The organism is Ligilactobacillus sp. LYQ135 (genome assembly GCF_053711055.1).
This window is the reverse complement of record NZ_JBSJYT010000009.1, coordinates 40,841-59,903: the sequence shown is the minus strand read 5'-3', so window position 1 is coordinate 59,903 and position 19,063 is coordinate 40,841. Positions and strand designations below refer to the sequence as shown.

The window sequence follows — 19,063 nt, the reverse complement described above, 5'->3', positions numbered from 1 at the left end:
GATTTTAAAGAAATTTAATTGATTTGAGTTAAGGAGTGGTTGAATGCCTGCAGCAAAAACAAAATCAACAGGTAAGAAGACTAAAAAGAAGACCACGAGAAAGATAAAAAAGAATTTAGTAATTGTGGAATCTCCATCTAAAGCTAAAACAATTCAAAAATATTTAGGTTCACGTTATAAAGTAGTGGCCAGTTTAGGACATATCCGTGATTTACCTAAAAGTAAGATGGGGATTGATATTGATAATGGTTATGAACCACATTATATTTCAATTCGTGGAAAAGGTGATGTCATTAAAGAATTGCGAAAAGAAGCCAAAAAGGCTAACCATGTATATTTGGCTTCTGACCCGGATCGTGAAGGAGAAGCAATTGCGTGGCATTTGTCTTATTTACTTGGATTAAATCCAGAAGATAAAAATCGAGTTGTATTTAATGAAATTACAAAAGAAGCTGTTAAAAATGCTTTTAAAAATCCACGTTCAATTGATATGAACTTAGTGGATGCACAGCAAGCACGTCGCGTTTTAGATCGATTGGTAGGTTACTCCATTTCACCAATTTTATGGGCAAAAATAAAAAAAGGATTATCAGCTGGACGTGTTCAGTCAATCGCTTTAAATTTAATTATTAAGCGAGAAGAAGAAATTAAAAAGTTTGTTCCTGAAGAATACTGGACAATTGATGCTCAATTCCAAAAAGGACGTGCTAAGTTTAACGCTGAATTTTATGGGATTAATGGCAAGAAGACCAAGTTAGCTAAAAATGATGATGTGCAAAAAATCTCACAACAGTTAGATTCTAATAAAGAATTTACAATCACTAATGTTCAAAAGAAAGAACGTAAACGCCAACCACCACTTCCATTTACAACTTCGACAATGCAACAAACTGCTAATAATAACTTAAAATTTAAAACTTCTAAAACAATGATGGTGGCACAACAGTTGTATGAAGGAATTAATATTGGACGAGGTGGTTCAGTAGGATTAATTACTTACATGAGAACAGATTCTACAAGAATTTCAGCAGTTGCTAAACATGAAGCCTCTAAATTTATTCATGAAAATTATGGCGAAGAATATGCAGCAATTAAACCTCGTGTTGGGAAACTTCCAGAAGGCGCTCAAGACGCGCATGAAGCGATTCGACCATCATCTGTATTACGTACACCAGAATCATTAAAGAAATATCTTACACCTGATCAAATGAAACTATATACCTTAATTTGGTCACGTTTTGTTGCTAGTCAGATGACCCCGGCAGTTTATGATACTGCTCGTGTTGATATTTCTCAAAATGGTGTTGGATACCGTGCAAACGGATCACAAATGAAATTTGCAGGTTTTACTAAAATTTATCAAGATAATTCAAAGAAAGATAATAAGTTACCTGATTTAGAAGTAGGAGATACTGTTAAAATGGTCAAAAATCAACCAAACCAACACTTTACCTTACCTCCTGCACGTTATACTGAAGCAACCTTAATTAAAACATTAGAAAGCAATGGCGTGGGACGGCCATCAACATATGCACCAACTTTAAATACTATTCAAAAACGTTATTATGTAAAATTGGTAGCGCGTAAATTTGAACCAACTGAATTAGGTGAAATTGTTGATAAAATGATCAATGAGTGGTTCCCAGATATTTTAAATATTGACTTTACTGCTGATTTAGAAGACCAGTTAGATGAAATTGAAGAAGGTAAACGTCAGTGGGTTAAAGTTGTTGATCAGTTCTACCGACCATTTGAAAAAGAACTAAATTCAGCAACTGAAAAAATTGAAAAAGTTAAAATTAAAGATGAGCCTGCAGGTTTTAACTGTGAAGTTTGTGGTGCTCCAATGGTAATTAAAATGGGACGTTATGGTAAATTTTATGCATGTAGTCGTTTCCCAGAATGTCGTAATACCCAAGCAATTACAAAAGAAATTGGAGTTACTTGTCCAAAATGCGGACAGGGACAAATTTTAGAGCGAAAATCCAAAAAGAATCGGATTTTTTATGGGTGTTCACGTTATCCAGATTGTGACTTTGTTTCATGGGACATGCCAGTTGGAAGAAACTGTCCTAAAGATGGACACTATCTTGTCTATAAAAAGAGTAAAAAAGGTCGTCAAGTAGTTTGTCCAAATGGTGACTATGAAGAACCGCTTGAAAAATAATTGATAAATTTTAATTAGAAATAGGAGATTATGGGCTTATAATGTCATAGTCTCCTATTTTTAATGAAAGAAAATTTTATGTGAATTTATTTAAATTAATTTTTCGCTTTTCAAAAATATTTTTGATAAAATACACCTGAAGGTATTACTACTTTTGACTATTTTTGACCAATGTTAGAAAATAGCATATAATGATAAAAATTAAGAATACTCAAGGAGGATAATCATGACAACAATCTGTGCAGTTAAGCATAATGGTCAAACAGCAGTTGCTGGAGATGGCCAAGTTACGTTAGGAGAAAAAGTAATTGCAAAAGGTCAAGCACGTAAAGTTCGCCGGATCTACAATGATAAAGTTGCGGTTGGTTTTGCTGGTGGTGTTGCAGATGCAATTAATCTTGAAGATCGATTTGAAAAGAAGTTAAATGAATTTAATGATTTAAAAAGAGCAGCAGTAGAATTAGCACAAGAATGGCGTTCAGATCAAACACTTCAAAAATTAGAAGCAATGTTAATTGTTAGTGATAAAAATAATTTATTAATTGTTTCTGGAGGCGGTGAAGTAATTGAACCTGATGATGACGTTTTAGCTATTGGTTCAGGTGGTAACTTTGCTCAAGCAGCAGCTAAAGCAATGACTAAATATGCACCAGATATGTCTGCTGCTGAAATCGCACATGCTGCATTAGATATTGCAGCTGATATTGATATCTTCACCAATCATAATATTATTGTTGAAGAACCTGAAGAATAGAGGAATTTAAAATGAAAAATAGCGAGAAAACCCCAAGTCAAATTGTTGCTGAATTAGATAAATATATTATCGGCCAAAAAGATGCTAAAAAAGCAGTAGCAGTTGCTTTGCGAAATCGTTATCGGCGAATGCAATTAACTGACGAAATGCAAGATGAAATTAAACCTAAAAATCTTTTAATGATTGGACCAACTGGTGTAGGTAAAACCGAAATTGCACGGCGTTTAGCTAAAATTGTTAATGCACCATTTGTAAAAGTTGAAGCAACTAAGTTTACTGAAGTTGGGTATGTAGGTCGAGATGTTGAATCAATGGTACGTGATTTGGTTGAAGTATCTTATAAATTAGAACAAGATGAAATGTATGCCAATGTACGTAGTCAAGCGGTTCAACGTGCAAATGAACGGTTAGTAAAGCTTTTAGTTCCACAGAAACGAAAAGAAAATAACGAAAATCGTCAAGCTGATTTTATGAAGATGATGCAAGATCTTCAAAGTGGTAAATTACCATTTCAAATGGAAGATCAAACCGAAAACCAACCAGTGGATGCTGAAACTCAAAGTAAACGAATGAGTGTAAAAGATCAGCTCCAAAGTGGTCAATTAGAAAATCAGGAAATTACCATTGAAATGGATGATCCAAAGCAAGCATTAAATAATGAATCTGGAATGTTAGGCCAAATGGGAATTGACTTGAATGATTTAAGTGCAATGATGCCTAAAAAACGTGTTAAACGGACACTTCCAGTTAAGGATGCACGTGAAATCTTAGTTCGCGAAGAATCTGAAAAATTAGTTGATTCTGAAGATATTGCGGCAGCTGCTATTAAACGTGCAGAAGATTCTGGAATTATCTTTATTGATGAAATTGATAAAATTGCATCTACTGGTAATAAGAATAGTGGCGAAGTTTCAAGAGAAGGTGTTCAACGAGACATCTTGCCAATTGTTGAAGGCTCACAAATTAAAACTAAGTATGGAATTGTAAATACAGATCACATTTTATTTGTAGGTTCAGGTGCATTTGCAGAAACGAAGCCAAGTGATTTAATTGCAGAATTACAAGGACGTTTCCCAATTCGAGTAGAACTTGATGAATTGAAAAAAGAAGATTTCGTTAAGATTTTAACAGAGCCTAAAAATGCATTAATTAAGCAGTATATTGCCTTAATTGAAACTGATAATATTACTGTTACATTTACAATTGAAGCAATTGAAAAAATTGCAGAAATTGCATATAAAGTAAATCATGAAAACGAAAATATTGGTGCACGACGGTTGCATACAATTTTAGAAAAATTACTTGAAGATTTACTCTATGAAGGCCCTGAGATGCAAATGGGGGAAATTACTATTACTGAATCATATGTTGAAGATAAAATTGGTTCAATTGCCGCCGATAAAGATCTTTCACGCTATATTCTTTAAGGAAGTGATTAAATGGCAGTTACAATTAGTTCTAATCAATTAACCGCTACTATCAATGAGCATGGAGCAGAATTAGTTAGTTTAATTAATAAAAACACAGGAATCGAATATATTTGGAGTGCTGATTCTAAATATTGGGGTAGACATGCACCAGTTTTATTTCCAATTGTAGGTCGTTTAAAAGATGATACTTATACGGTTAATGGTCAAACATATCATATGAAGCAACATGGATTTGCTCGTGACATGGACTTTAACATTTTAGAAAAACAATCTAACAAAGTTATTTTTGAACTACATTCATCTGATGAAACTAAAAAAATGTATCCTTTTGATTTTATTTTGAGATTGCAATTTACAATCAATAATCATGAATTAAAAGTTGCATATGAGGTTGAAAATCCTTCAGATGAAAAAATTTGGTTTGGAATTGGCGGTCATCCAGCATTTAAGGTGCCAATGACTAATGACAAATTTTATGATGACTATCTGGTTAAATTAATCCCCCATGCAACACGAAACATCATTCCACTTAAAGGATCATATACTGACATTGATCATTTGAAAGAAGAAAGAGCATCAGAAGTTGAAGTTGATCATGAAATGTTTAAAAATGATGCAATCATCTTCGATTTGGGCGAAGAACCAACTACAGTTAAACTTTGTGATGATGAAGAAAAACATGGAGTTGAACTAAAAGTAGCAGACGCTGAATTTATGGGAGTTTGGTCATGTTATCCTCAAGCAGGTCAATTTGTTTGTTTAGAACCATGGTGGGGATTAGCAGATACTGTTAATTCAGATCAAGACTTTAAACATAAATTTGCAAATAATGAACTGGATGCTCATCAAAAATTTAGTACTGAATATCAAATCAGCGTTTTCTAAATAAAAATTGCGACATAAATCATGTCGCAATTTTTTTATTTGTTATTTTTAGGATGTTTTTGACGCCACCAATATACTAACCCAAATGGAACTAAATTTTCAGTTCCATTTTTAATCCGTTCAATATTTTTCCAATGACGAATGATTACAAAAATTGTTAATCCAAGAGCTACACCAATTAATACCGGATCACCTACACAAAAAGCAGCTATAGTAATTAAAATGAAGCCAACGATACTTCCCATGCTAACCATACTTGTAATGAAGATTGTAATAATAAAAATAGCCCATGCTAGTAAGAAGAATTTCCAATTATAAACTAATAATGCACCCGCACTAGTTGCAACTGCTTTACCGCCTTTAAATCCAGCAAAAATTGGAAATACATGACCAATAATAGCCGATAAAGCAATTAACATTGGATTGGCATTTGAATGGAAAAAGAAAGGTAGTAAAGCTGCTAAAGAGCCTTTTAATAAATCCATGAACAAAACGATAAAGCCCGCTTTTTTTCCTAAAACCCTAAATGTATTGGTAGTCCCCATATTTCCACTGCCAAAATTACGGATGTCCTTTCCATAAAAGAATTTGCCTATTAATACTCCTGATGGAATTGATCCTAATAAATATCCAATGATAAGCATTACAGGTATTTTCCAACTCAAGAGAACTCCGCCTCCTTTAAAAAATGTCAATTAAAATTTTAACACTTAACTTACAAGCATTCAATTAAGATTAGAAGTATCATTACAAAATATGATATAATCTTGAACGTATGTTTAAAATTAATACTTTACATAACAACATAATTAATGACTATAATAAGATTACTGAAAAATAAAAGAAAGGTTGAACGCAATGACGAAACAAAATTATGGTGATGATTCGATTCAAGTGCTAAAAGGACTTGAAGCAGTTCGAAAGCGACCAGGAATGTATATTGGTTCTACCGATTCTCGTGGATTGCATCATTTAGTATATGAAATTGTCGACAACGCTGTTGATGAAGCTTTATCAGGATATGGGAAAGAAATTGATGTAACCATTCATAAAGATGATTCTATTACAGTTACAGATTTTGGTCGAGGAATGCCAATTGGAATGCATGAAACAGGAATTCCAACAGTTGAAGTTATTTTTACAGTTTTGCATGCTGGAGGAAAATTTGGCCAAGGTGAATATAAAACTTCAGGTGGTTTGCATGGTGTAGGTGCTTCTGTAGTAAATGCATTATCAGAAAAATTAACAGTTAATACAGTGCGCGATGGAGTTGAATATGAGGAAGACTTCATTGATGGAGGTCATCCGGTCGGAACTTTACGTAAAATTGGTAAGACAAGTAAAAAAAGTGGAACTACAGTTACTTTTAAACCGGATTCAAATATTTTTTCAACAACCCATTATAAATATGACACATTAGCAGAAAGATTACGCGAATCAGCCTTTTTATTAAAAGGTGTTAAGATTACGTTGACTGATGAACGTGATGGTCAACAAGACATTTTTCATTTTGAAGAAGGAATTAAAGAATTTGTTGCTTATTTAAATGAGGATAAGGATACTTTAGGCGATGTAATGTATTTTGAAGGCAGCAAAGATGGAGTTGAAGTAGAGGTAGCTGCTCAATATAATGACGGTTACTCAGAAACCATTATGTCATTTGTTAATAATGTACGTACAAAAGATGGCGGAACACATGAAGTAGGAATGAAAACAGCATGGACAAAAGCTTTCAATGAATATGCACGTAAAGTTGGTCTTTTAAAGGAACGTGCTAAAAATCTTGAAGGAAGTGACGTGCGTGAAGGATTATCAGCAATTGTTTCAGTACGTATTCCAGAAGAACTTCTTCAATTTGAAGGTCAAACAAAGGGCAAATTAGGAACTCCAGAAGCGCGTTCGATTGTTGATAGTATGGTTAGTGAACAACTTCAATACTATTTAATGGAAAATGGCGAATTTGCGCAAGATTTAGTGCGTAAAGCCTTAAAAGCGCGTGATGCTCGTCAAGCGGCACGTAAGGCTCGTGATGAAAGTCGAAATGGAAAAAAACGACGTAAAAAAGATCAATTACTTTCAGGAAAATTAACACCTGCACAGTCAAAAAATGCACGTAAAAATGAACTTTTCTTAGTCGAAGGTGATTCTGCGGGAGGATCTGCTAAACAAGGAAGAGATCGTAAGTTCCAAGCAATTTTGCCATTAAGAGGAAAAGTGCTTAATACACAAAAAGCAAAATTACAAGATATCATGAAAAATGAAGAAATTAACACCATGATCTATACAATTGGAGCTGGTGTTGGTGCTGATTTTAATATCGAAGATGCCAATTATGATAAGATTATCATCATGACTGATGCGGATACTGATGGTGCCCATATTCAAACTTTACTTTTAACATTCTTTTATAAATATATGCGTCCATTAATTAATGCAGGACGGGTGTACATTGCATTACCACCATTATATAAAATTCAAAAGAAAGTAAAACGTAAAAACAAAATTCAATATGCATGGACTGAAGCAGAGTTAACTAAAGCCACTAAAGAATTCGGCAAAGGGTACTCACTTCAACGTTTTAAAGGTTTAGGTGAAATGAATGCTGATCAGCTTTGGGAAACTACAATGAATCCAGAAACTCGGACTTTAGTACGTGTAAAAATTGATGATGATGCGGTTGCTGAAAGACGGGTAACTACATTAATGGGCGATAAAGTTGAACCTCGTCGCAAATGGATTGAACGCAATGTTAAATTCTCTTTAGAAGAAGATGGAAGTTTATTGGATACAGTTGCTGCTGAAGGTGCACATGGTAATGTAGATACAGAAGATTTACAATATTATCAAGAAGGATCATTATTTGATGATGATTTCTCAAACAACGATTAAGGAGGTTAAAGTATGACTACAAATATTCAAGAATTATCGTTAGAAGCCGTTATGGGAGAACGGTTTGGACGTTATTCAAAATATATTATTCAAGAACGTGCTTTACCTGATATTCGTGATGGATTAAAACCAGTTCAACGGCGAATTTTATTTGCAATGAATGAAGATGGCAATACTTTTGATAAGCCATTTAGGAAATCAGCTAAATCTGTCGGAAATGTGATGGGAAATTTCCACCCTCACGGAGATTCGTCAATTTACGAAGCCTTGGTTCGTTTAAGTCAAGACTGGAAGTTACGTGAGCCATTAATTGAAATGAATGGAAATAATGGTTCAATGGATGGAGATCCAGCAGCTGCAATGCGTTATACTGAAGCACGTTTATCTGAAATTTCATCAGAGTTACTAAAAGATATTGATAAAGATACTGTTGAAATGGTATTAAATTTTGATGATACTGAGTATGAGCCAACCGTATTGCCTGCACATTTTCCTAATTTATTAGTTAATGGTGCAACTGGAATTTCAGCAGGATATGCAACGGAAATCCCTACACATAATTTGTCTGAAACTATTCAAGCAACGATTTATTTAATGGATCATCCAGATGCTACGCTTGAAGAATTAATGCAATATGTAAAAGGTCCTGATTTTCCAACTGGTGGGATTTTACAAGGAATTGATGGAATAAAAAAAGCATATAAAACTGGTCGTGGACGCGTTATTTTACGTTCAAAAACTGCCATTGAAAGAATTAAAGGTGGTAAACAACAGATTATTATTTCTGAAATTCCTTATGAAGTTAATAAATCAATACTTGTTAAAAAAATTGATGAAGTGCGTATTTTACGAAAAGTTGAAGGAATTGCAGAAGTTCGGGATGAAAGTGATCGTGAAGGACTAAGAATTGTAGTTGAACTTAAACGGAATGCTCAAGCACAAGGGATTTTAAATTACTTGTTTAAAAATACTGACTTACAAATTTCATATAACTTCAACATGGTTGCAATTAATAATAAACGTCCTGAACATGTTGGATTAAAACAAATTTTAAGTGCATATATTGAACATCAACGTGAAGTAACTACACGTAAAACTAAATTTGATTTGAGTAAAGCGCAAGCACGTAAGCATATTGTTGATGGATTAATTAAGGCCTTATCAATTTTAGATGATATTATTTATACAATTCGTCACTCTGAAAATAAAAAGGATGCCAAGGATAATTTAGTTAAACAGTTTGATTTTACAGAAAAACAAGCGGAAGCAATTGTTTCATTACAACTTTATCGCTTAACTAATACTGATATAACTGCATTGCAAAGTGAAGCTGCTGAGTTAGAAAAGAAAATCAAAGAATTCATGGCAATTTTAAATGATCCTAAAAAGCTTGATAAAGTAATCAAAAATGAATTAAAAGAAGTCGAAAAAAAATATGGTTCAAAACGACTTACTGAAATTCAAGATAAGGTATCTGAGTTAAAAATTGATACTAAAGTTACTGTAGCTGAAGAAGATGTAATGGTATTAATTTCTAAACAAGGATATGTAAAAAGATCATCACTTAGATCATATACTGCTTCTGGAGAAGTGGATAATGGTTTACGTGAAGAAGACCACGCAATTTTCCAAGGCAAAGTAAGTACTTTAAATCATATTTTCATGTTTACTAATAAAGGAAATTTAATTTATCGGCCTGTTCATGAAATTACTGAAATGCGTTGGAAAGATACGGGAGAACATTTATCTCAAACAATTGGATTAGATGCTGATGAGTACGTTTTAGCAGTCCAAGTTTTAAAATCTTTAAATGACAAAGGAATCTTTGTTTTTGCAACGAAAGAAGGATTTATAAAACAAACCAAGGTAGTTGATTTAAAACCTGGAAGAACTTATAAATCACGTGCTAGCCAATTTATAAAATTAAAAACTGATACAGATAAAGTTATTACTGCTCAATATTTAAATGAGGTTAAGCCAAATTCTCAAGTATTAGCAATTACTCATGGTGGTTATGGCTTGCGTTATGCTTTAAGTGACGTTCCAACTTCAGGTGCGAAAGCTGCTGGAGTAAAGAATATGGATTTACGAAATGATTATTTAAGTTCAGTATTATTTGTAAATGCAGATTCAGTTGTAGGAATTATTACTCATCGTGGGGCATTCAAACGGATGAATGTAAATGAAATTCCAGAAACAACCCGTGCACGTCGTGGGGTTCAAGTTCTTCGCGAATTAAAACGTAACCCACATAAAATTATTGAAGCGTTGCTTTTAGGTGATGAAAACGAAGAAATTCATGTTATGACTGATCATAGTGAAATTATTACAATTGATCCTAATAGTTATCCGTTAAGCGATCGCTATTCAAATGGTTCTTTTGTAATTGATACCGAAACTCAAGGAAATGTGATTTGGGCAATAACAGTAACTTTAGATAAAGATGAGAATTAATAATATTTAATTATTTAGTAAGGTTGTAGCAAGATGCTGCAACCTTATTGTATAATAATTACGGAGTTTGTTACGAATTAAATAAAAATGTTATGGGAGAGATTTTTATTTATGAAATACCCAATTATATTATGTGAAGATAGTCCTCAACAGTTGAAGTATCTATCAGAAACAATTAAAGATTATTTACTGTTTCACGAAAATCAATTTGAATTATCTTTTTCATCTTCTGATCCATATAAAATCAAAGACTTTGTTAAAGAAAATGAAATTCAAAAGGGAATTTATTTTCTTGATATTGATTTAAGTTCAAATATCAATGGAATTGATTTGGCTCAGTGGATTCGTGATAACGATGTAACTTCAAAAATTATCTTTGTGACAACTCATACTGAAATGGCACCATTGACATTAAAACGACAAGTTGAAGCACTGGGATTTATTACAAAAGATGAACAAGATCAAATGCGTGATGAGATCTTTGAAAATTTAAAGCTAGCATTTCAACGCATGGAACAGACGACTTTAGAAGATGAGAATATCAATGTATATTCTTTTAAAGTTGGGAATGAAACTTTAAACTTTCAGGAAAAAGAAATCATTTTGATTGAGTCATCTGATAAGGCTCATCGCGTGATTTTGGTTTCCAAAAATGGGCAGTATGAATTTTTTAATAATATTAGTAAAATTGAAGAGGAAACTAACTTTTTAAAGGTTTCGCGTTCATTATTAGTTAATCCACAAAATATTGAAAAAGTTGATTATCGAAATCGTTTAATTAAATTTATTAATGGAATTGAACGCACATTCTCAATTAGTAAAGTAAAAACATTAAAACAAAGATTACAAGAAAAGTAGAATTTAAGTACGATTGGAAAGAATTAAATGGTATTAGTTGATTTTAAAAATGTATCAACAGTTGGGTTAGAAAGTGCCGATTATCCTAATGAATTAGCAGGGGTACGTGCAAATGAGGCCCGTTACTATTGGAATAAGTATAAGCATAAATTTACGACTGCTTGTGCAAAGAATCATGAAAAACTAATTGATTTAGTTAATGAAATTTTTCAAGAAAAAGAGTTATATTTTCCTTATAAGCCGCTTGAAATTAGCGAATTTGCAACAGAAAATATCAAACATATTTATGTTTTTTATCAAAATGGATTATCCATTAATGTAATGTATTCTTTTGATGATCCTAAAAAACGTGCAGTTGGATTTAAATTATGTGAGAATATGGAAATTCCTGCAGAATTAAAGGATAAATTTAAATTTGCAAGACAACGCTCTAAATTAGCAGGAACCATTCGAGGATCATATTTCAAAATCAAAAAAAGAATATTTATTTGATTAATAATAAAAAAACTCGCCATTAAAGGTGAGTTTTTTAATTTATACAAATACTTGTACTAACATTATAATTCCAATAACAATAAAGAAAATATCTAGTACTTTGCTTAAGACCTCATCATTAATCTTATTAGCATATTTTGAACCTAAGAATCCGCCAATAACAGCACCAATAGAAATTAATATCCCAAAAAGAAAATCAATGTGTCCATGTCTGAAGTAACCAATATCAGATGAAAAAGCAGTAATCGCCATGATTAAAGTCGATGTTCCAACTGCCATATGCATGGGATAACCTAAAATAATAACAAGTGCAAGTAAGATCATGACACCACCACCAGCACCGAAAATGCCACTAATAATGCCAATTGCGATCCCGATTAAAATTGCTACGAGAATTTGCTCCCACTCATGCTTAAATTCGATTTTTTTTCGTTGTTTTTGCTTTTTTTTGGAACGATGAAGTTCATTAATACCAGAAATGATTAATAAAACACCAAATAATCCAGAAAGCGTTACTCCCTTAGTTGCATTTGCAATATTTGCACCAAATTGTGCTCCAATCACAGAAGCAACTGCAATCCAAAGACCAGATTTTAGTTCCACATGTCCTTTTCGATAGTAATTATATGAAACTACAATTGATGTAATTACATCAACAAATAAACTTGTTCCAATTGCTGTATGAACATCTACGTGAAATAGCATTGCAAGTGTTGGTACGATTAACGTAACAGCACTTGCACCAACTAAACTGGTAATTGCTCCTGTAATTAATCCAACAATAATTAATACTCCATATAAAATATATGTCATAGCTATCATTCCTTAGTGATTTCTTTCCCAAGAAATAGTTTATCATAGGATTTAAATAATTCGAATTAGAAAGCATCTAAAAAAAGCATTCTTTTTTGTCAAGATTACTGATATAATGTGAGATATAATTTCAATTAAAGGACGTGAATGGATAATGAGAATTAAATTGATTTTTGAATTGCAAAGTTTGGTTGAACTCCACCGACATTCACGTCATGTAGCATAAATTAAATTAATCTATAAAGAAAGAGTGTGGCAGATTTGACCAAAAAGAAAGAAAAATTAGGATTATTAAGTTTAGCAGCAATTGTTTTAAGTGCAATGATTGGTGGCGGGATTTTTGATTTACCTAAAAATATGGCAACCAATGCTGGAGCCCAAGCTCAAATCATTGCGTGGACAACAGTTGGAATTGGAATGTGGTTTGTAACCTCAATGTTTTTAAAACTATCAGAATTAAAACCAAATTTAACAACCGGATTATATAAATATGGTGAAGCTGGTTTTGGTAAGTTTACAGGCTTTTTTGTTTCCTGGGGATATTGGATTAGTGAATGTTTCTCAAATGTTGCTTATGCAGTTTTATTAATGAGCACACTAAATTACTTTTTTCCCGGTAAGTTTACAGGAGGAAATAACTGGCTTTCTGTAATCATTTCAAGCATTATTTTATGGATGATGGCTTTTGTAATTATTGTAGGAGTTAAGCAAGCTAGTTGGGTAAATGTCGTTGGAACAGTTGGCCGATTAACAGTTATTATGATTTTTATCGTTGTTTTAGCAATTCATTTTAAATGGGACGTATTTACTACTAACTTCAGTGCTGTTCATGCGATGCCATCAGTTCAAGATCCAGCAATGGGAAGTATTCCAAAACAAGTCCTAAAGACAATGACAGTCACATTGTGGGCATTCGGTGGAATTGAAGGTGCGGTAGTTTTATCTGATCGTGCGAAATCACAAAAAGATGTAAAAAAAGCGACTGCACTTGGATTTTTTGTATGTTTAGTTCTTTATGTCCTAGTTTCATTACTTCCTTTAGGTTTAATTTCATATGGAATTGTTGCTAAGATGGTTTCTCCTTCAAGTGCTCAATTACTGTCACTTGCATTACATAATCCAGCAGGAAGATTAATCATGGCAGGGGGATTAATCATTTCGGTATTTTCAAGTTGGCTTACATGGACAATGATGCTTGCAGAAATGCCATATGCAGCTGCTAAAGATGGTGCTTTTCCTAAAATTTTCAAAAAAGAAAATAAAAATCAAGTTCCAGTTGTTTCGTTGATAATTGCAACGATTATTATGCAAGGTATTATTTTTGTGTCACACTATGCAAGTAATGCCTTTGAAATGGCATATACAATTGTTGCTACAATGACTGTTCCACCTTATTTAGCAAGTGCAATGTATTTAATTAAAATTTCTGTTAAAAAGGAACTATATCCTGCAAAAAATGGTCGAACTAGTGCTTTAATTACTGGAATTTTAGCTGCAATTTATATTTTAATTATGGGAATTTCAGCTGGAGTAAAGTACATTACAATTTCATTTGTGATATATGCACTAGGGATTCCTTTATTTATAAAAGCACGCAAAGAAAGTGCACTTGATGAACCGATTTTTACAAAGTATGAAAAGGTATTTGCTGCAATTATTGTATTAATTGCAATTATGGGAATTATTATAATGTTTAGTTAAAATCTTAAAAGGAGACAATGACGATTAAAAGTCATTGTCTCCTTTTAGTTTTTATTTTTTTATTTCAAGCAATTTCAATTGTTTTTCAATTTCGTTTAAAGAACTTCCTGTTGGGATCAATGAAGCAGCTATATAGGTTCCTTCAACTAATGCAACATCATAGATGTGAATCTTTTTATTAGTTAGTTCAGCAGCAAGTTCAATATTCATTTTAGAACTTCCTAAATCATAAAATGCTAAAATTTCCTTTGCCTCATTAGCATCAATTGCATCTGAAATTTTCTGTAAATTAGTACCGATAACTCCATTATCGGTACCACCTGCAAATGTAACTGAGGTATCTTGAGCAACTTGTTCAATTAACTGTGCAACACCTTTGGCAATATCAGGAACATGCGAAACGATTAAAATACCATAATTCATTATAAGTCCTCCGTTTCCAGTAACGCTTCAAATAAGTATCCACTTGAAACTGTTCCAGGATCTAAAACTCCCTTTGAACGTTCGCCTAGATATGAAGCTCTTCCTTTTTTAGCAATTAAGTTTTTAGTATGTTCAACTGTTTGTTTTATTAATTTTGAAGTTAATTCATTGTTTTTAACTGCATCAGTTAAAAGTAACCAAACATCATACATGGTTTTATCATCAGGTTTAGCATTCCCACGATTTTGTATTCCTCGAGTCGCTGCATCTAAAAGTTCACCAATTTCAGTAGTATCCTGGCTTTTTTTATGCATTTCTAGAAACGCACTTCCGTATAAAGGACCAGATGCACCACCGACATTTGTAATTAATGCCATTGCAGTTATTTTTAATGCATCAGTTAAATCATAGTCCTTTTTATGCTTTAAATCGTCCACAACAACATCCATTCCACGAAGCATATTGCTCCCATGATCACCGTCACCAATTTGACTATCAAGATCATTTAAGTAGTCTTGATTATATTTGATTTTTTGTTGGTAGATTTCCATCCATTTTGTAAATTGATCAAGTGTTAAATTCATTATTTATCAATCCTTTCTTTACCAGGCGATTGTTTTTACAGGGTAATTTAAATAATCTAACCATTGTTTGTCTTCTATTTCTAAAAGCGTTAATGATAATCCAGCCATATCAATTGAAGTCATATAATTGCCAACTTTGCTAAATTGAGGAATAATTTTTTTATCTTGTAATAACTGATAAACATCATTGGCAAAAATGTATTGTTCCATTAAAGGAGTAGCACCTAAGCCATTAATAAGAATTGCATATTGATGAGTACTACTTAAACTCATTTGATGTTCAATTTTATCTAGTAATTCGTGGGCTAAGTCATGTGAAGATTTTAACTTTTCACGATAAGCTCCTGGTTCACTATGAATTCCTACACCAAACTCAATTTCATCATCTTTCAATTCAAAGCCAGGTTTCCCAACTTCAGGAACTGTAGCAGCATTTAAAGCAAAACTAATTGTTTTTATATAAGGTAGGACTTTTTGTGAAAGTTGTGTAATTTCATCAAGTGAAGCTCCTAAAGAAGCTGCTGCACCTAAAATTTTATGCATAAAAATGGTTCCAGCGACACCACGCTTTCCTTGCGTATATATACTATTTTCAACTGCAATGTCATCATCGATTATGATTGATTGTACATTAATTCCATCAGCAATGGCTAAGTCCTTAGCCATTTCAAAGTTCATTACATCACCTGAATAATTTTTAATAATTAAAAACACACCTTTACCTTGATTGGTTGCTTTGATAGCTTTATATATTTGATCAGGAGTAGGTGATGTAAATACTTGACCAGCAATTGTAGCACTTAAATTCCTGGACCTACAAAACCTGCATGAGCGGGTTCATGACCACTACCACCGCCACTTATAATTGCAACTTTATCTTTCATAGAATCTAAGTCACTTCGAATAATTACATTTGTATTAGGAATTCGCTTAATTAATTGCGGATAGGTTTTAGTCATTCCATTTAACATTTCTGAAACAACATGTGCAGGATCATTAATAATTTTTTTCATAGAAATCAACTTCCTTGCTTTGCAAACTTCTATACTCCATCTTTATATTAGCATAAAGCATTTTCGCCATTAAATAAAATGACTTAAATGAAATTAATTAAGTCAATCTAATGAAAATAATTACATTATGGAGTATATTAAAATACATTGAGAAATGATAAAAAGTGAGGTGAGCACATGAGTAATCATTTTAATGAAGAGTTTAATGCAATTGTCGTTGAACGAAAAAATTACCGTGAATGCGATATGCTCGTAACAATGCTAACTGATCGTTTTGGTTTCAAGAATTTTTTTATTCGAGGAGCTCATAAACGTGGTTTTAAAATGGGAGCAGCAATTTTACCATTTTCTCACGGAACTTATATTGGACAAATAAATGATAATGGTTTATCCTTTATTTCTGCTACACGAGATGTAGAACAATATCAAACCATTAGTCAAGACATTCAATTAAATGCATATGCTTCTTATATTCTAGGATTAACAAGGCAAGCTTTTACCGATTCTACTAGTTCAATTCAATTATGGTTCAACCAAATTGAAATGGCATTACAGTTAATTAATGAGGAATGTGATCCGGAAATTATTACTAATATAGTAGAAGTTAAACTTTTAGGATGTTTTGGAGTACAGCCTAATTGGCAAGGATGTGTAGTATGTAACCGCACGAATCTGCCTTTTGATTATTCTGAAAGCTATGGGGGATTACTATGTCAAAATCATTGGAATTTAGATCCAAATAGATTACATTTAGACCAGAGAACGATTTATTTTTTAAGAAAATTTAGTGTTATTGATCTAACTAAGTTAAATTCAATTAAAGTTAAAGATGCAACTAAATTTAATTTACGAAGAGCACTAGACGAAATTTATAATAATCAAGTGGGAGTATATGTAAAAGCTAAAAAATTTTTAGATCAAATGAGTTCCTGGGATAAAATATTTGATCATAAAAAAGATTTACAAGAGTAAGTGAATATAGAAGGGATAGATTTATTATGGATGCTGATCAAAAAAAAGCCTTAGAAAAATTAGGCGCTTTTGAAATTAGCAGTTTGATGCTTAAATTAGCCAAAAAAAATAATCGCAAATTTTTAAATGCAGGTAAGGGAAATCCTAATTGGATCAATAAAAAAGCAAGATTAGCTTTTAATCGTTTTACTGAATTTGGAATCAAAGAATCTGAAAGAACAATTAATCGGGGAGATTTAGTTGGATATATTGAAAAAAAAGGAATTTATAAGCAATTAGTTAAATTTATTGATCCTGAAAAAAGTGCAACAGATGCTTTTATAAAAGATATTCTTCACTATGTAGAAAATGATTTACAATTAGATTTAGATGATTTTGTTGCCGAAGTGACAAATGGGGTAATTGGAAACACTTATCCTACTCCTAATCGAATTTTAAAGAATGCAGAAATTATTTTGAATAAGTATTTAGAATCAACTTTATACAATGGAGTAAAATTAGCTAATTCAACTGAACTTTTTGCAACTGAAGGTGGGACAGCGGCGATTGTTTATCTTTTTCATTCATTAGCAGAAAATCACTTGATTAATCCAGGCGATAAGATTGCAATTAATACACCAATTTTTACTCCTTATTTGCAAATTCCTAAGTTAAATGATTATGAACTGGTAGAAGTAAAATTACAAGCTAATCCTAATAAAAATTGGAATGTTGATCCTGAGGAGTTAGATAAATTAAAAGATCCTTCAATTAAAGCTTTATTTATTGTTAATCCAACCAATCCTGCCTCACGCGCATTCGGTGATGATGTTTTAGTAAAAATTAAAGAGGTAGTTACTGCAAATCCTGATTTAATGATTATTACGGATGATGTGTACGGAACTTTTGTTGATGAATTTCAAAGTGTTTATAGTATTGCTCCTAAAAATACATTATTAATATACTCATTTTCAAAACTTTATGGAGCTACAGGATGGCGCTTAGGATTATTGGCAATGAACAAAGATAATATTTTTGATCGTTTAATTTGTCAACTACCAACAGAAGAGAAAAAAGAAGTGAATAAACGTTATAGTCTAGTTAATACTACTCCAGAAAAACTTCCATTTATTGAAAGAGTAGCTGCAGATAGTCGCTCAATTGGTTTGTATCATACTTCTGGATTATCAACACCACAACAAATGATGGAAGTTTTATTTGCATTAACTCATTTAGTTTATGCCATTGGATCTACAGATCAATATATCGATGAATCACGTTATGTCGTCAATAAACGTTATTCAGATTTAATAACAGGCCTTGGCATTGAACCAGATAATTCAAGGACAAATGCGAAATACTATACTTTAATTGATATTTATAAGTTAGCAGAAGAAAAGTATGGTAAAAAATTCAGAAAATACTTCGAAAAATCATTTGCACAAATTGATTTCCTTACAAAACTTTCTGAAAATAATGGAGTTGTTTTAATGGATGGAGTTGGGTTTGGAACTCAACCTGGTATTATCCGAGTATCTGAAGCAAATCTGCCAAGCAAAGCATATTTGAGAATTGCTCAAAAAATCAATGAGGTATTGGAAGAATATTATACAAGATATTTAAATTCAGAAAATAAATAATAACTT

General features: G+C 32.3%; 15 protein-coding genes and 1 pseudogene. 11 read left to right on the top strand and 5 right to left on the bottom strand.

From position 1 onward, the window contains the following. Nucleotides 1-43 precede the first annotated feature (43 nt). The 4 genes from topA (at nt 44) to ACWCL1_RS07585 (ending at nt 5,236) form a co-directional block, all read left to right on the top strand. Nucleotides 44-2,167 carry a type I DNA topoisomerase gene (topA, locus tag ACWCL1_RS07600; protein WP_454546307.1) on the top strand — a complete coding sequence of 708 codons (2,124 nt, stop codon included), beginning with the start codon at nt 44-46 and terminating at the stop codon, nt 2,165-2,167. A 226-nt stretch (nt 2,168-2,393) separates the two neighbouring features. Beyond that, nucleotides 2,394-2,921, top strand: a complete 528-nt coding sequence (gene hslV, locus ACWCL1_RS07595; protein WP_454546306.1) for an HslVU peptidase proteolytic subunit — start codon at nt 2,394-2,396, stop codon at nt 2,919-2,921. Between the two features lie 11 nt (nt 2,922-2,932). Further along, nucleotides 2,933-4,348 carry an ATP-dependent protease ATPase subunit HslU gene (hslU, locus tag ACWCL1_RS07590; RefSeq protein WP_454546305.1) on the top strand — a complete coding sequence of 472 codons (1,416 nt, stop codon included), beginning with the start codon at nt 2,933-2,935 and terminating at the stop codon, nt 4,346-4,348. 12 nt (nt 4,349-4,360) lie between these two features. Further along, nucleotides 4,361-5,236, top strand: a complete 876-nt coding sequence (locus ACWCL1_RS07585) for an aldose 1-epimerase family protein (protein WP_454546304.1) — start codon at nt 4,361-4,363, stop codon at nt 5,234-5,236. Nucleotides 5,237-5,271: 35 nt separating this feature from the next. Here the strand turns inward: ACWCL1_RS07585 and plsY are convergent, their stop codons facing one another. Continuing rightward, complete coding sequence (gene plsY / locus ACWCL1_RS07580) at nt 5,272-5,880, bottom strand: glycerol-3-phosphate 1-O-acyltransferase PlsY (protein WP_454546321.1); 609 nt, start codon at nt 5,878-5,880, stop codon at nt 5,272-5,274. Between the two features lie 214 nt (nt 5,881-6,094). On the opposite strand from plsY, the gene parE reads away from it, so the two are divergent. From parE to ACWCL1_RS07560, 4 genes are all read left to right on the top strand, one after another. Next, nucleotides 6,095-8,125, top strand: a complete 2,031-nt coding sequence (gene parE / locus ACWCL1_RS07575) for a DNA topoisomerase IV subunit B (RefSeq protein WP_454546303.1) — start codon at nt 6,095-6,097, stop codon at nt 8,123-8,125. Nucleotides 8,126-8,137: 12 nt separating this feature from the next. After that, nucleotides 8,138-10,579 (top strand): DNA topoisomerase IV subunit A, encoded by a 2,442-nt coding sequence (gene parC / locus ACWCL1_RS07570; protein WP_454546302.1) that lies wholly within the window; start codon nt 8,138-8,140, stop codon nt 10,577-10,579. A 111-nt stretch (nt 10,580-10,690) separates the two neighbouring features. Then, entirely contained in the window at nt 10,691-11,437 is a 747-nt protein-coding gene (locus ACWCL1_RS07565) for a LytR/AlgR family response regulator transcription factor (protein WP_454546301.1), read from the top strand. A gap of 27 nt (nt 11,438-11,464) precedes the next feature. Then, nucleotides 11,465-11,929, top strand: a complete 465-nt coding sequence (locus tag ACWCL1_RS07560) for a phage tail protein (RefSeq protein ID WP_454546300.1) — start codon at nt 11,465-11,467, stop codon at nt 11,927-11,929. A gap of 42 nt (nt 11,930-11,971) precedes the next feature. Here the strand turns inward: ACWCL1_RS07560 and ACWCL1_RS07555 are convergent, their stop codons facing one another. After that, nucleotides 11,972-12,745, bottom strand: coding sequence for a sulfite exporter TauE/SafE family protein (locus ACWCL1_RS07555; protein ID WP_454546299.1), 774 nt, complete (start codon nt 12,743-12,745; stop codon nt 11,972-11,974). A 252-nt stretch (nt 12,746-12,997) separates the two neighbouring features. Between ACWCL1_RS07555 and ACWCL1_RS07550 the strand changes: the two genes are divergently transcribed. Beyond that, nucleotides 12,998-14,446 carry a basic amino acid/polyamine antiporter gene (locus tag ACWCL1_RS07550; RefSeq protein ID WP_454546298.1) on the top strand — a complete coding sequence of 483 codons (1,449 nt, stop codon included), beginning with the start codon at nt 12,998-13,000 and terminating at the stop codon, nt 14,444-14,446. 51 nt (nt 14,447-14,497) lie between these two features. Here the strand turns inward: ACWCL1_RS07550 and dhaM are convergent, their stop codons facing one another. The 3 genes and pseudogenes from dhaM to dhaK all read right to left on the bottom strand — a co-directional run bounded on the left by dhaM (nt 14,498) and on the right by dhaK (nt 16,466). Beyond that, complete coding sequence (gene dhaM, locus ACWCL1_RS07545) at nt 14,498-14,869, bottom strand: dihydroxyacetone kinase phosphoryl donor subunit DhaM (protein WP_454546297.1); 372 nt, start codon at nt 14,867-14,869, stop codon at nt 14,498-14,500. Then, nucleotides 14,869-15,453, bottom strand: coding sequence for a dihydroxyacetone kinase subunit DhaL (dhaL, locus tag ACWCL1_RS07540; protein WP_454546296.1), 585 nt, complete (start codon nt 15,451-15,453; stop codon nt 14,869-14,871). The genes dhaM and dhaL overlap by 1 nt, the downstream gene beginning before the upstream one ends. Nucleotides 15,454-15,471: 18 nt before the next feature. Further along, nucleotides 15,472-16,466: pseudogene (gene dhaK / locus ACWCL1_RS07535) on the bottom strand (dihydroxyacetone kinase subunit DhaK). Nucleotides 16,467-16,643: 177 nt separating this feature from the next. Here dhaK and recO point away from each other — a divergent pair. Further along, on the top strand, nt 16,644-17,438 hold the full coding sequence (gene recO / locus ACWCL1_RS07530) for a DNA repair protein RecO (RefSeq protein ID WP_454546295.1): 795 nt from the start codon (nt 16,644-16,646) through the stop codon (nt 17,436-17,438). A 26-nt stretch (nt 17,439-17,464) separates the two neighbouring features. After that, nucleotides 17,465-19,057: a bifunctional aspartate transaminase/aspartate 4-decarboxylase gene (locus ACWCL1_RS07525; protein ID WP_454546294.1), complete on the top strand. Its 1,593-nt coding sequence runs from the start codon at nt 17,465-17,467 to the stop codon at nt 19,055-19,057. Nucleotides 19,058-19,063: the final 6 nt, after the last annotated feature.